The 13,090-nt window shown below is 66.4% G+C and carries 13 protein-coding genes; 6 read left to right on the top strand and 7 right to left on the bottom strand.

What is annotated here, in order from left to right; translation table 11 throughout:
- The first annotated feature begins 52 nt into the window (after window positions 1-52).
- From AC3IT0_RS21580 to AC3IT0_RS21565, 4 genes are all read left to right on the top strand, one after another.
- On the top strand, window positions 53-877 hold the full coding sequence (locus AC3IT0_RS21580; RefSeq protein WP_489321670.1) for a sugar phosphate isomerase/epimerase family protein: 825 nt from the start codon (window positions 53-55) through the stop codon (window positions 875-877).
- 99 nt (window positions 878-976) lie between these two features.
- Window positions 977-1,753 carry an SDR family NAD(P)-dependent oxidoreductase gene (locus AC3IT0_RS21575; protein ID WP_489321669.1) on the top strand — a complete coding sequence of 259 codons (777 nt, stop codon included), beginning with the start codon at window positions 977-979 and terminating at the stop codon, window positions 1,751-1,753.
- A 41-nt stretch (window positions 1,754-1,794) separates the two neighbouring features.
- A complete protein-coding gene (locus AC3IT0_RS21570) occupies window positions 1,795-3,573 on the top strand; it encodes a dihydroxyacetone kinase family protein (RefSeq protein ID WP_489321668.1) in 1,779 nt (592 codons plus the stop codon).
- Entirely contained in the window at window positions 3,570-4,076 is a 507-nt protein-coding gene (locus tag AC3IT0_RS21565) for an RpiB/LacA/LacB family sugar-phosphate isomerase (protein WP_489321667.1), read from the top strand. Before AC3IT0_RS21570 ends, AC3IT0_RS21565 begins: the two co-directional genes overlap by 4 nt.
- A 26-nt stretch (window positions 4,077-4,102) precedes the next feature.
- Here AC3IT0_RS21565 and AC3IT0_RS21560 read toward each other — a convergent pair whose 3' ends face one another.
- From AC3IT0_RS21560 to AC3IT0_RS21550, 3 genes are all read right to left on the bottom strand, one after another.
- On the bottom strand, window positions 4,103-5,107 hold the full coding sequence (locus AC3IT0_RS21560) for an aldo/keto reductase family protein (RefSeq protein ID WP_489321666.1): 1,005 nt from the start codon (window positions 5,105-5,107) through the stop codon (window positions 4,103-4,105).
- 79 nt (window positions 5,108-5,186) lie between these two features.
- Window positions 5,187-6,251: an aldo/keto reductase gene (locus AC3IT0_RS21555; RefSeq protein WP_489321665.1), complete on the bottom strand. Its 1,065-nt coding sequence runs from the start codon at window positions 6,249-6,251 to the stop codon at window positions 5,187-5,189.
- Between the two features lie 170 nt (window positions 6,252-6,421).
- Window positions 6,422-7,177: a hypothetical protein gene (locus AC3IT0_RS21550; RefSeq protein WP_489321664.1), complete on the bottom strand. Its 756-nt coding sequence runs from the start codon at window positions 7,175-7,177 to the stop codon at window positions 6,422-6,424.
- Window positions 7,178-7,407: 230 nt separating this feature from the next.
- Here AC3IT0_RS21550 and AC3IT0_RS21545 point away from each other — a divergent pair, with 230 nt between their 5' ends.
- Window positions 7,408-7,809, top strand: coding sequence for a YchJ family protein (locus tag AC3IT0_RS21545; protein WP_489321663.1), 402 nt, complete (start codon window positions 7,408-7,410; stop codon window positions 7,807-7,809).
- Here AC3IT0_RS21545 and AC3IT0_RS21540 read toward each other — a convergent pair.
- From AC3IT0_RS21540 to AC3IT0_RS21525, 4 genes are all read right to left on the bottom strand, one after another.
- Window positions 7,806-8,468: a hypothetical protein gene (locus tag AC3IT0_RS21540; protein WP_489321662.1), complete on the bottom strand. Its 663-nt coding sequence runs from the start codon at window positions 8,466-8,468 to the stop codon at window positions 7,806-7,808. The two genes, AC3IT0_RS21545 and AC3IT0_RS21540, sit on opposite strands and share 4 nt — an antisense overlap.
- Window positions 8,469-8,519: 51 nt before the next feature.
- A complete protein-coding gene (locus tag AC3IT0_RS21535) occupies window positions 8,520-10,535 on the bottom strand; it encodes an acyl-CoA dehydrogenase family protein (protein WP_489321661.1) in 2,016 nt (671 codons plus the stop codon).
- Between the two features lie 63 nt (window positions 10,536-10,598).
- A complete protein-coding gene (locus AC3IT0_RS21530) occupies window positions 10,599-10,898 on the bottom strand; it encodes a hypothetical protein (protein ID WP_489321660.1) in 300 nt (99 codons plus the stop codon).
- A gap of 172 nt (window positions 10,899-11,070) precedes the next feature.
- Window positions 11,071-11,475: a PepSY domain-containing protein gene (locus tag AC3IT0_RS21525; protein ID WP_489321659.1), complete on the bottom strand. Its 405-nt coding sequence runs from the start codon at window positions 11,473-11,475 to the stop codon at window positions 11,071-11,073.
- 152 nt (window positions 11,476-11,627) lie between these two features.
- Between AC3IT0_RS21525 and AC3IT0_RS21520 the strand changes: the two genes are divergently transcribed.
- Window positions 11,628-13,088 (top strand): DUF3375 family protein, encoded by a 1,461-nt coding sequence (locus AC3IT0_RS21520; protein ID WP_489321658.1) that lies wholly within the window; start codon window positions 11,628-11,630, stop codon window positions 13,086-13,088.
- Window positions 13,089-13,090: the final 2 nt, after the last annotated feature.

Raw genomic sequence — 13,090 nt, 5'->3', positions numbered from 1 at the left:
ATTAACCTACAGTGATTCACATCACCACCACTCGTTCAGAGGATCAACGACGATGTTCAACTCCCGACTCGGCTGCTCGTCCATCAGTTTCAGGCATCAGGACCTGCCGGCCGCCCTGCGCACCATCAACGGCCTGGGCTTCCAAGAGATCGACCTCGGCGCCCTCCCGGGAGTGTGCGACCACGTCCCGTACAACCTCGACGAGGCTGCCGTCACCGCTGTGACCGCGGAAGTTGCCGCCTCCGGGCTGCGGGTCCGTTCCGTCAACGGAGATATCGGCGACCTCAACGCAGTGCTCGACGGCGGAGCGCAGACTGCCCGCGAACGGCACCTGGAGGCGTTGCTCACCCTCACGGCCAACACCGGCGCGAAAGCGCTGGTCCTCCCCTGCGGAGCGCTGAGCCACGAACCGGTCCGGAGCCTTGACGAGGACCTGGACGAAATTGCGGCCCAACTCATCCACGCCGGGCAGCGTGCAGCGGAGTTCGGCGTCGAACTCTGGACCGAATCCCTGCACTTCCTGCGGTTCTGCTGGAATCTTGAACGCGCGGAACTGCTTGCCCGGCGGCTGGCGGGTACCGGCGTCGGAATTGTCATGGACTTCAGCCATATCGTCGCGGCCAGCGAACGTCCGCTTGAGTACCTCGAACGCCACCAGGGCCGGATTTCCCACGTCCATCTCCGTGATGCGGTGCCGGGCAACATCAACCTCAGCATCGGCAACGGCCAAGCGGACTTCGCCGCCGGGCTGCGCGAGCTGGCGGCCGGCGGCTACACCGGCCATTTCTCCCTCGAGCTCGAAACCCGCGACGTCACCCACGACGAACGTCCCGCTGCCGCCGCCAAGGCGGCCAGCTACATCACCGACCTCATCTGACCATCGATTGCTCCGTAACGGCCGTTTTGGACCGTCAAAACGGCGCTCTTGGAGCAATCGATTCCATCAACAGACACAACACACCACCCAAGGAGCATCATGACCACCACCATCCAGCGCACCGCCGTCCTCACCGGGGCCACCTCGGACCGCGGGATCGGCATCACCACCGCCCGCCGCTACGCCAGCCAGGGCTGGGCCGTGGTGATCCTGGACCTCGACGGCGAGAAGTCCGCCAAGGTCGCCGCCGAAATCGGCAATGAATTCAACGTGCCGGCCTTCGGCCACGAGATCGACGTCGCCAACGAAGGCTCCGTCAGCTCCGCCTATGCGGCGGTCAAGGCAGATATCACCGCCGGCATCCTGCCCCCGGTCGGAGCCCTCGCCAACATCGCCGGCATCACCTCCCCGGTCCCCTTCCTGGAGACCACACTGGACCTCTGGCACAAGGTTATGGACGTCAACGCCACCGGCACCTACTTGGTCAGCAAGGCGTTCCTGCCGGACATGATCGCCAACGGCTGGGGCCGGATCGTCAACATGTCCTCGGTGTCTGCGCAGCGCGGCGGCGGCGTGTTCGGCAAGGTCCCCTACTCCGCGGCCAAGGCCGCGATCCTGGGCCTCACTAAGGCGCTGGCCCGGGAAATCGGCGCCACCGGTGTCACCGTGAACGCCATCACTCCCGGCGCCGTGGACACCAACATCCGCGTGGGCAGCACCGACGAGCAGGAAGCTGCCATCAACGCCGGCATTCCCCTGGGCCGCAACGCCACCACCGAAGAGATCGCGGCCGTCATCACGTTCCTGTCCTCCGAGGAATCCGCGTACCTCACCGGAACCACTATCGACATCAACGGCGGAAGCCACATCCACTAGCAGCCCGCCCCAAAGACTAACTCCACGTCAGAGAGCCCACCATGACCAAGATTTTCAACAATCCCTCCGAATTCGCAGAAGAGGCCCTTGCTGGATTCTGCGACATCCACTCCGGGCTGGTGCGTCAGGTCTCCGGCGGCGCCGTGCGGCGCCACCGCCCCGCCAAGCCCAAAGTGGCGGTCCTCGCCGGCGGCGGGTCCGGACACTACCCGGCGTTCGCCGGGCTGATCGGCACCGGACTGGTCGACGGCGCCGTGGTGGGCAACATCTTCACGTCGCCTTCGGCGCAGCAGGCCTACGCCGTGGCCAAGTCCGCTGATTCGGGCGCCGGCTTTGTCTTCACCTACGGCAACTACGCCGGGGACGTGATGAACTTCGGCATGGCCAGCGAACGCCTCACCGCCGAAGGGATCCAGGTTGAGAACGTCCTGGTCACGGACGACATCGCCAGTGCGCCGCCGTCGGAATCCGACAAACGCCGCGGCATCGCCGGTGACTTCACGGTCTTCAAGATCATGGGTGCTGCCGCTGAAGCGGGCGCTGACCTGGCCGACGTCGTCCGCCTGGGCCGGAAGGCCAACAGCCTGACGCGGACCATCGGCAGCGCTTTCCACGGCTGTACGTTCCCCGGCGCGGACGCCCCGCTGTTTACGCTCCAGGACAAGCAGATGGGGCTCGGCCTGGGAATCCACGGCGAGCCCGGCCTGTTCGACACCGATTTGCCGTCCGCCAAGGAACTCGGCCAGGAATTTGTGTCCCGGCTGCTGGCCGAAACCCCGCCCGGCGCCGGCGACCGGCTTGCAGTGATCCTCAACGGGCTGGGGTCCACCAAGCACGAGGAGCTCTTTGTCCTCTGGCTGACAGTGGCCGCGCTCCTCCGCGACGCCGGCTACACCCTGGTGATGCCCGAGGTGGGGGAGCTCGTCACCAGCCTCGACATGTCCGGCGTCTCCCTCACCATCACCTGGCTGGACGAGGAGCTGGAACCGCTCTGGACGGCGCCTGCGGAAACCCCTGCCTACCGCCGGGGAACTGCCGCCGTCCAGTCAGGGGACGCCTCCGGCCAGGAAACGTCCGACGCCGGGACCGCCGACGTGCCATTCGAGGCCGACGGCGACTCCCGCGCCTACGCCGTCCAGTGCGTTGCGGCGCTCGAAGCCGCCCGCCAATCACTACATGCGGCCGAGTCGCGGCTTGGTGACCTCGATGCCGTCGCCGGCGACGGCGACCACGGCCGAGGAATGGTCCGCGGGATCGACGCCGCCGCCACAGCAGGCGCCGCTGCCGGTACCCGAGGTGCCGGGGCGGGCTCGGTCCTGATCGCTGCCGGTGACGCCTGGGCGGATAAGGCCGGCGGTACTTCCGGGGTTCTGTGGGGCGCGGGGCTGCGGGCGCTGGGCGAATCGCTGGGGAACCAGCGGACTCCTGACTCCGCCGGACTGGCGGCCGGCATGAGCGCTTTTGCTGCCAGGATCACTGAATTGGGTAAAGCCGGACTGGGCGACAAGACCATGGTGGATGCGCTGCTGCCGTTCACCGAAACCTTCACCCGGCTGGCAGCAAGAGGCGCAGACCCGCGCCAGGCCTGGGTTGACGCCGCGCGTGAAGCAACTGCCGCGGCCGAGGCCACAGCATTGCTTCGCCCCTTGAAGGGTCGTGCCCGTCCGCTGGCCGAGAAGAGCCTGGGCACACCGGATCCCGGTGCCACGTCCCTGGCGATGATTTTCACTGTGATGGGGCCGTTCCTTGCAGGTTCCGGCCAGCCCGGCTCCAGCCAATCACCCATCACATCCAGCCAGACCGCAAGGGCGCTTTCATGACCACGGATCCAGCAACCCCCACTCCAGCAACGCCGGGACTGCGCCTGGTCCTCGGCGCCGATGAGGCAGGCGTCGACTACAAAAATCGCATCCTGGCCGATCTGCAGGCCGACCCGAGAATCAGTGAAATCATCGACATCGGGGTCAATCGGAGCGACGCACCGGAGGACTTCGTCAGGCCCTACCCGTACGTTGGCATCGCGGCGGGAGAGCTGATCCGCGACGGGCATGCCGACCGTGCCATTCTGTTCTGCGGCACGGGAATCGGCGTCGCCATCGCCGCCAACAAGGTGGACGGAATCCGCGCCACCACGGCCCACGATTCCTTCTCGGTGGAGCGGTCCGTCCTGTCCAACGACTGCCAGGTCCTCACCATGGGGCAGCGGGTTGTGGGCGTGGAACTGGCCAGCAGGCTGGCCGGCGAATGGATCGGCTACACATTTGATCCGAGCTCTGCTTCGGCGGACAAGGTCAAGGTACTCACGGACTTCGAGGGCTGCTGAGCATATCGCAGCACCACCCCGGCAGCCTACGCTTCGCGGGTGGCGGGGGACTTGGTCTGCGCCGGATCGCGTTCCGCGAGTGCGCCGATGGCGTCGTCGATCTTCTTCATGGTCTGCGGCTCCAGCATCACACCCGCGGCCGCCACGGTGTCTGCGAGCTGCTCAGGGCGCGACGCACCCACGATGGCGGAGGCAACGTTCGGGTTCTGCAGCACCCAGGCAACCGCGAGTTGGGGCATGGACAGCCCGGCTTCCGCGGCGACCGGCTTGAGGTCCTGGACACCGGTGAGGACGTCGTCCCGCATCCAGTGCTCGATCATCTTGGCGCCACCCTTGTCATCCGTGGCGCGGCTGCCCGCGGGGGCAGGCTGGCCGGGCAGGTACTTGCCGCTCAGCACGCCCTGCGCCATGGGGGACCAGACAATCTGGGACACGCCCAGCTCCTCGGACGCCGGCACAACGTCGGCTTCAATGACCCGCCACAGCATGGAGTACTGAGGCTGGTTCGAGATCAGCTGGAAACCCAGGTCTTTGGACAGGGCGTGGCCCGCGCGGAGCTGATCCGCCGTCCACTCGCTGACGCCGATGTACAGCGCCTTGCCCTGCCGGACGATGTCCGCGAACGCCTGCATGGTTTCTTCCAGCGGCGTCTCGAAGTCATAGCGGTGTGCCTGGTAGAGGTCCACATAGTCAGTCTGGAGCCGGCGGAGCGAGCCGTTGATCGAGTCCATGATGTGCTTGCGGGACAGGCCAACATCGTTTTTACCCTTGGGGCCGGTGGGGCCGTAGACCTTGGTGAAGATCTCCAGGGACTCGCGGCGCTCGCCCTTCAGCGCCTCGCCGAGGACTGTTTCCGCGGCGGTGTTGGCGTAGACATCCGCCGTGTCAAAGGTGCTGATGCCGGCGTCGAGCGCTGCCCGTACGCACTGGGTGGCGACGTCGTTCTCCACCTGAGAGCCGTGCGTGAGCCAGTTGCCGAACGTGATTTCCGAGACTTTGAGGCCGCTGTTTCCGAGGTATCTGAATTCCATGGTTTCCACGCTAGCCGAGATAGTTGCTCAGGGAAAGGGCTTTCCGCAACGCACGACGGCGGTGCGGCGGCCACCGCGATCAGCGGCGGCGGAGTTCCGCGTACTCCAGGGACGGGACTATTGCCCCGGCGTCGCGCTCCACGAAGTTGGTCCCGGGCGGCACCAGTTCGTCGATCGCGTCCAGCACGGACTCGCCCAGGAGGGTGTCCGCTGCCTTGAGATACGCCTTGAGATGGTCTTCGGTGCGCGGACCGATGATCACAGTGCTGACGGCAGGGTGGTTCAGCGCAAACCCGATGGACAATTCCACGAGCGAAATCTCCAGCTTGTCGGCCAGCCTGGCCAGCGCGTCCGCAGCAAGCAGCTTCCGTTCGCTGGAAGGCCCGGAAATGTCGTAGCGTCCCGGGAGCGAATGGACCCGGGTTGGCGGTTTCCCCGCATCGAGGACAAACTCGCCGGACAACCAGCCCCCGGCCAGCGGACCGTAGGCGAGCACGCCCAGGCCGTACTGCTGCGCAACGGGAAGGACGTCGCGTTCGTTGCCGCGGACCAGCATCGAATACGGGACCTGGTTGGCTACGGGCGGGATCAGGTGGTTGGTGGTGGCCAGCCACTGGGCCTCCACGAGCTGCGCCGGGGTGAACACCGACGTGCCGTAGTAGAGGATCTTTCCCTGCCGGATGAGGTCGTTCAGGGCGGTGATGGTTTCGAGCACGTCGGTGTTGTAGTCCGGCCGGTGCGCTTGGTACAGGTCGATCCGGTCCGTCTGCAGCCGGCGGAGGCTGCCCTCCACCGCCTGCATGATCCAGCGCCGGGAGTTCCCGGAGTGGGCGGGGTTGGCGCTCATCTGACCGTGGAACTTGGTGGCCAGGAAAACGTCGTCGCGGCGGCCCCGGAGCGCGCGGCCCACCACCTGTTCGGACTCACCCTGGGAGTAAACATCCGCCGTGTCCACCGCGGTGATGCCGGCATCAAGAGCGGTCTGGATGATGCGGATGCTTTCATCGGCACCGGTGGGGGCGCCGCCTGCCTGGGCGCCGCCGGATGCGCCGCCCGGCCCTTCGCCAAAGTTCATGGTGCCCAGTGTGAGCGGGCTGATGGGCGTGCCGGACCGCCCGAACACACGAAGTTCGCTGAGGCTCATCCCCGGCTCCTCACGATCGTTACCCACGCGGATTGCTGTGGATCGTCACGACGCTACCCAAATTCGGGGCCAGGCCGCAGGAACATGCCACAGTCCTTCGCTTTTCGTAGCACGGGGTAACGCGGACCAGGGCGATGACGATTTGTGACGGCCCGGGAGCCGCGCGGTCCTCAGCTCCGGTCGGCAGGCAGCTTGGCTTTGAGGACCGTCGCGTGGCCGGACAGTGACACCAGCGAGCCGGTGTCCAGCAGGGACAGCGGCGCGGGGGCGGGCGGCTTCGTGAAGGAGCGGGCAGCCCCAATGGCGGTGTTCTCCCGGTTGGGGTTGTCGCGCCCAGGGTTGTCCTGATGCAGCGCCGACTCCACCAACGGAGCCACCGCTTCCACCTTCGCTGCGGGAACGGAGGGGCCGGGAAGATCGCGCACCGAGATCTTGATTTCGGGGGCGGCAGCCCGGGCCCGCGCCATGGCCCGGGCATCCGCCTCGGCCACTGCGGCAGCCCAGTCCTCGGCCAGCACGGGCGGTTCCTTGCGGGCCGCGGTGAGCAGTGGGTGATGCTCCACCGCATTGTGGAAGCGGGGCCGGAGCTCGGAAGGTTTCAGGAGGTTGCGGCGGTCTCGAAGAGCCTTGCGCCAGTCGCGCGGCGCAATCTTGCCGGCAGTGGAGGCGGCAGCGCCGTCGTCGTGCGTTGCAACGGGCGCGTCCGACGGCGGCCCGGGCGCCCCGGTCAGCCTGACCAAGGGGAGGGTTTCGTTTTTCGGGAGGCGCCCAAAGAGGGCCATTACGGTCAGCACAAACAGCCGCCCGACGCCGGCGAGCAACAGGGTGAGGACCACCAGCAGGAACAGGCCCAGGAACATCAGGAACGCCAGGCCGAGCGTGCCGAAAAAAGTCAGGTTGAGAGCGATCGTCGTTGAATCTCCCACGTCATCTCTCCTCTCTGCCGGCGGCGCAGCCCGTCCCGGCACCCATCACCACGGGCAACAGCCCTCCACCACCTTACGGACTATTTTTCGGCCCTGCGGGCTCCGGGCGGGGTTCGTCCGAGGTTGTTTCGAAGCTGTTACCGGATATTACAACGGCTCCTGAGCCTATAGTCGGAAAGGGGGCCACGAGGCCGCCGGACCGTTGTTCGGACAACCGCGACAGGAGCACCATGACCGAGAACCCGATCCACGCCGGCAACTGCGTTTGCCTCTCCGGCGAGCCATACGCGGACTGCTGCGGGCGCTTCCACATTGGTGCTGCCGAAGCCGCCACGGCGGAGCAGCTGATGCGCTCCCGCTACAGTGCGTTTGTCCTGCTGAACGCCGAATACCTCCGGAAAACCTGGTATCCGGACACCGCGCCGTCGGACCTGGAACTGGACCCTGCCATGGAGTGGCGCCGCTTGGACATCCTGTCCACGAGCCGCGGCGGCCCGCTGGATTCTGAGGGCACCGTGGAGTTCAAGGCCCATTTCCGGCTCGACGGCGAATGCGGAGTCCACCACGAAACCAGCCGCTTTGTCCGGGAGAACCGCCACTGGTACTACGTCGACGCCGTGATGCTCGCTTAGCTCCCGCTGTACGTTTCGTCCGGGACGAAGCCGGCCCGGTCCACCTTGCGGTGAAAACGCATGCCCGCCAGGCCACCGAGCACGGCGCCCCCCAGCGCGACGAGGGCCACCACGACGGCGGCAATGATGCTGGTGAGCGTGAGTTCGCCTTCGTAGATGGGGATCCGGGGGAAGCTGTTCAGGTTGGCCAGGACGTTGAACTGCTGGCCGGCCATGATGCCGAGCAGGGCAATCACGACCGCAGCAATCACCGCCCAGATCCACACCATAAGACCCTGCCGGGCGCCGTTGAACCGTGCCATCCGGCCGGCAACATAGCCGCCGGAGTAGTAGGAGATGAACAGGACCACCAGCAGGACAATAATGCCTATCAAGCCGACGGTGCCGTTCGTCGTCACCTGGTTGACGGCGTCGTTCACGTCGGTGTTATTTGCCAGCCCCACGGCGGTTCCCGCGGCGGCCACAAAGGCTGTGAGCAGGACGGCCATGCCGGTGGCAGCGAGCCAGCCGAAAAAGGCCGAGCCCACCTTGATGCCGCCGAACTGTTCCTTCTCCCTGGCTACGGCCGTCTGCTGGTCGGTCAGGCGCGGATCCGTCAGGCGTGGATCCAGCACCGGAGCGTCGGTCGGGTAGTCCTCTGGGTCCGTTTGGTTGCTCATGGGTCAACTCCACCACTGCTGACCAGCGATAACAAGGGTGCTTAGCAGTTGCTAGCGGTACCTCCGGTGCAGGTTCTCCTTGCTGGACGCCCCCGGCGTGGCATCGGCGATCCACGGGCCGGTGCCCTCCGACGGATCCAGGACGCCCGCCTCAAGCCACGTGTAGTCCCCGGCCAGGACCTTGCGCGAAAGGACGTGGTCGCCGTCGTCCGTGTTGCGCCACAGCTCGTCAAAATACTCGTCAATCCGGACGCGGGCCTGCTCGCAAAATGCCTCTGCCAGTTCGTAGGCGCTGGCGGCACGTTCCGGCGTGGTGCGAAGGATCATCTCGGCACGGGAACAGCAGGCGGCCATGGCGAACAGCTCGGCGCCGATGTCCACCACCCGGCCCAGGAAGGCCTGCTTGTACTCCAGCTTCGCCTGCCAGCGGCCCATGCCGTAGAACGTCTGGCGGGCCAGCCGGCGCGAGGACCGTTCCACAAAGCGCAGCTGCTTGGCCAGCCTGCCGAAGTCACTGTAGGACCGGGGATCCATTCCGGCGCCGGCCACCAGTTTGGGCAGCCAGCGGGCATAAAAACCTGAAGCCCCGACGGCGGCCCTCGCCTTGTCCTGGAGGCTCGCGTCCACGGATGCAAGGTCGCCGGCGGCGGCCAGGTGCGCGTCCACGGCTTCGCGGGCAATGAGGAGTTTCATGATCTCCGAGGAGCCCTCAAAGATCCGGTTGATCCGGAGGTCGCGCAGCTGCTGCTCGGCCGGAACCGCGCGTTCGCCCCGGGCTTCCAGGGACTCCGCCGTCTCGAAGCCACGGCCGCCGCGGATCTGGACCAGCTCGTCGGCGATCCGGCAACTGATCTCTGTTGACCACAGCTTGGCCAGGGCCGCCTCGATCCGCACGTCCTTTTGCCCGGCATCAGCCAGTTCGGCGGACAATTCGAACACGGCATCCAGGGCAAAGGCGGACGCGGCGATGAAGGCGATCTTCTTGCCTACAGCCTCGTGTTTGCCCACCGGTTGGCCCCACTGAGAGCGGGCGTTGGACCATTCCCGGGCGATCTTCAGGCTCCAGCGGCCGGACGCCACGCACAACGCGGGCAGGGCGAGTCGGCCCGTGTTGAGCGTGGTGAGCGCGATCTTCAGGCCCTGGCCCTCACGTCCCAGCCTGTTCGCCGCCGGCACCCGCACCTGGTGGAATCGGGTGACGCCGTTTTCGATGCCGCGCAGTCCCATAAAGGTGTTGCGGTTCTCCACGGTGATGCCGGGGGAGTCCATTTCCACCACAAAGGCGCTGATGCCGCCCTTATGCTCGGTGCCGTCCGCATCGGTGCGGGCCGGCACCACGGCCATCACCACCACCAGCTCGGCGATCACACCGTTGGTGGTCCAAAGTTTCACGCCGTCCAGAACGTAACTCCCGCCGTCGTCCGTGGGAACAGCGGTGCTGCCCATCCGGGCGGGATCGCTGCCCACGTCCGGCTCCGTCAGGAGGAAAGCGGTGATGGCGCCGGCGGCGCAGCGCGGCAAGTACTCGCGTTTCTGTTCCGGCGTACCAAAGACCTTCACCGGCTCGGGGACGCCGATTGACTGGTGCGCGGAGATCAGGGCGCCAATGCTGGGGTGGACGCTGCCGAGCAACCCCAGGGCCCGGCCGTAGTAGACCAGGGACAAGCCGAGTCCGCCGTACTCCTGCGGGATCTTCATGCCAAACACGCCAAGGTCTGCCAGGCCCTGGAGGTACTCGTCCGGGATCCTGGCCTCGCGTTCGATCACGCGGCCGGACATGGTGCGCGCGAACTCGGTGAGGCGCTGCATAAATGCTTCGCCGCGTTCCACGTCATCGGCCTTTGCCTTCGGCCAGGGGTGGATGAGGCCGAGGTCGAAATTGCCCAGGTAGAGTCCCTTGGCGAAGCTGGGCCGGTCCCAGTCGAGCTCGCGGGAGGCTTCAGCGAGTGCCCGGGCGTCCGCTGCGGTAGCTTCGGGCCCGATATTGCCCGCGGCGACGGGGACTCCCGCGTCGGGGGCGTCGGTGGCAGGTGGGTTCGTGGCGGGACTGTCAGTGGCGGAGCTCATGGGGTATCTCCTCTGCCCGGGATGGCCGGTTCAAGCCATGGATCCGCCGGGTTGGAGAACCCTTCAGCTGTCTCTCAACATTACCCGCGGGTAGCTTCCAGTGCTAGGGGATGGCTGGCCCTGGAACTCCGCAGGGGATCCGGTGGAGGCGTGGTGGACCAGCTTGTCCCAGCCGCTGTTGATCCCGTGGACCACCGTCAGCAGCGTCGTGGAGACGAGGAACCAGGCGAGCTTACCTACCCCAACCATCACCAGGGCCATGAAGCCAGCTGTCAGGACGAAGGCCACCAAGACCAAGGCAAACACCAGGGTTCCGATGAACACCATGGTGGCCGTTTCCACTGCACTTAAGTCGAACTGCATTGTTCCCCCTGCTGCGCCGTTGCTTCGGTTGAGATCAGTAGCATGAGCGTAGGGGGTTGCCGCAGGACTCAGCCAGACCCGGCGCACCTCGGGAGCGGGTCGATATGGGATTGAGATGCTACCGGGACGTAGGTCACGGAGCGGTCGCGGAAGTCACTGTCCGCGTTTGCCTTTAATCGTCGTCGAACTCCGGGGCGGCCTGGTTCAGGACCGCGAAGTCGGCGCCGAGCCCCACTTCAACCTGGGAACCGTTGTCGAGCCGGACTTCAACTTCGTACGCGACGTTCCCGTCATTTTCCCGTTCCACCTCGATGACACTGCCCTGGCCCACCCTTGCCAGCGCTGCGTTCGCGGCCTGGTCACGGTCCGCAGTGTCCAGTGGTGCCAGATTGGAATCGTCGTCCCGCTCGGGTCCCGGGACGGTGGACACCGGCACTGACCGGTCGACGTTGACCCCGATCTTGCTCAAGGGCTGATCTCCGCTGGTCCGGGTGCTCGCGGCGACCGCCACTGTCGCGCCACCCAGAATGACAGCCGCAGCCGCCAGCCCCGTGATCAGCACCGCTTTTTCACGCATGACAAACTCCTCTCAGATGATCTAAACAGTGTGCTCCCGCGGCCAGAAACGTACAACGATTAATCGGTAACGGGGCCTGCGTTAACCTTGTAGTTGGCAGATTTTCGCGATCCGCGCCGCCCAACCATCCCCCAGCAGCAGAAGGAGAGTGCGTGCCCCGCTCCGCCAGGTCATCCGCTGACGCGATCAGTGCCCGGCTCCGGGACCTCGAACTCCTCACGAAGGGACCCGCCTGGGCCCTGACGCGCTCGGCGCCCTGGGTGATCGCGGTGCTGCAGGCATCCTTCACCCGCACCCGTCCGCAGCTTCCGCTCGAGGAGTTCCACGCCGACGTCGACTCCTTCCTTGAGCAGCTCCGGCGCCAGGAACCCGGTCTGGGTGGCGCCGCCATCGGCACGTCGTCCGGCAGGAACTACGCGGACGAGTGGACGCGCAAGCATTTCCTGACCCGCCGCAACCAGTCGGGGCAGATCGTTTACGAGGTCACCGAGGCGGCCGCCCGCGTGCTCGCCTTCCTGGACAGCCTCTCCAGCGAGCGGTCCACACTGAACGGTTCCCGGCTGGGCACCCTGCTGGGTGACGTGGAGAAGCTGGCCAATGAGACCAATCCGGACCAGAGTGCCCGGCTCGAATCCCTTGAGGACGAGATCGGGGAACGGCGGCAGCTGATCCAGGACATCAGCTCCGGCGACTTTGACGGCCTGCTGGACGACGACGAAGCCGTGGAAGCCGCCGGGAACATCCTTGACCTCGCCGCCAGCCTGCCCGCCGACTACAAAAAGATGCGCGACCGCATCGAGGAACTCGTGGGCGAGCTGCGCAACCAGATCATCGAGGAGTCGCTGAGCAAAGGCGCCACCATGGCGCAGGTGCTCGACGCGGACAAACGGCTGCGGCAGAGCCCGGAGGGCAGGACGTTCCGCTCCTTCACCGCGTTCCTGGAAGACCCGCAGCAGCAGCTCCGGTTCCGGTCGGCCATCGGCGAGGTCCTCAGCCGGCAGTTCGCGGACGACCTTTCGCCGGAGGACCGCGAGACGCTCAAGAACCTAGTGGCCGAGCTCCGCCACCAGCACAGCCAGATCCAGCGGATCTACGGCAAACTCAGTGAAAGCCTGAACACGTACGTCCAGAGCGACGACTTCCGCCAGTCCGTCCGCCTCCGGAAGGTGCTGCGCGAGGCCGAGCAGGCCATCAGGGCCCTGCCCTACGAACGTGAACGGCCGGGCCTGGTCCGCGGTCCGGTGCTGTTCAACGCCGGGTTCGAATCGCTGGCCATGGTCAAGCTCTACGACCCGGACGAGTTCGCCGTCCCGCCCAAGCTGGCCGACCCCATCGCCTTCAGCGACTCCGACCGTGTGCGCTCGCCGAGAACAGGCAAGGCACGCCCCGAGGCCATCCGGGCCGCCGTCGCCGGCGCGTCCACCCTGGCCGAGGCCTGGGGACAGCTCCCGCCGGAGGAACAGCACATCAACTCCATCCGCGCACTCCTCTCGCACGCCCTCCAGGACGGCGCGGCCTTTGACCGCGACGGCTGGGACGGCCTGGACTACGAACAGATCGACGGCACCACCCGCACGGCGTACCTGCCGGTGGTCACCCTCAAGAAGGATTGACG

The organism is Pseudarthrobacter sp. KH_020_B (genome assembly GCF_057840185.1).
The sequence above is the reverse complement of the archived record's forward strand: the minus strand, read 5'-3'. Positions and strand labels throughout refer to the sequence as shown.

Excerpts from the sequence above, each read along its gene's own strand:
- AC3IT0_RS21530 (WP_489321660.1), bottom strand. The coding sequence starts at position 10,898 with ATGCAGTTCGACTTAAGTGCAGTGGAAACGGCCACCATGGTGTTCATC.
- AC3IT0_RS21570 (WP_489321668.1), top strand. The coding sequence starts at position 1,795 with ATGACCAAGATTTTCAACAATCCCTCCGAATTCGCAGAAGAGGCCCTT.
- AC3IT0_RS21545 (WP_489321663.1), top strand. The coding sequence starts at position 7,408 with ATGACCGAGAACCCGATCCACGCCGGCAACTGCGTTTGCCTCTCCGGC.
- AC3IT0_RS21560 (WP_489321666.1), bottom strand. The coding sequence starts at position 5,107 with ATGGAATTCAGATACCTCGGAAACAGCGGCCTCAAAGTCTCGGAAATC.
- AC3IT0_RS21565 (WP_489321667.1), top strand. The coding sequence starts at position 3,570 with ATGACCACGGATCCAGCAACCCCCACTCCAGCAACGCCGGGACTGCGC.
- AC3IT0_RS21540 (WP_489321662.1), bottom strand. The coding sequence starts at position 8,468 with ATGAGCAACCAAACGGACCCAGAGGACTACCCGACCGACGCTCCGGTG.
- AC3IT0_RS21580 (WP_489321670.1), top strand. The coding sequence starts at position 53 with ATGTTCAACTCCCGACTCGGCTGCTCGTCCATCAGTTTCAGGCATCAG.
- AC3IT0_RS21525 (WP_489321659.1), bottom strand. The coding sequence starts at position 11,475 with ATGCGTGAAAAAGCGGTGCTGATCACGGGGCTGGCGGCTGCGGCTGTC.
- AC3IT0_RS21535 (WP_489321661.1), bottom strand. The coding sequence starts at position 10,535 with ATGAGCTCCGCCACTGACAGTCCCGCCACGAACCCACCTGCCACCGAC.
- AC3IT0_RS21555 (WP_489321665.1), bottom strand. The coding sequence starts at position 6,251 with ATGAGCCTCAGCGAACTTCGTGTGTTCGGGCGGTCCGGCACGCCCATC.
- AC3IT0_RS21575 (WP_489321669.1), top strand. The coding sequence starts at position 977 with ATGACCACCACCATCCAGCGCACCGCCGTCCTCACCGGGGCCACCTCG.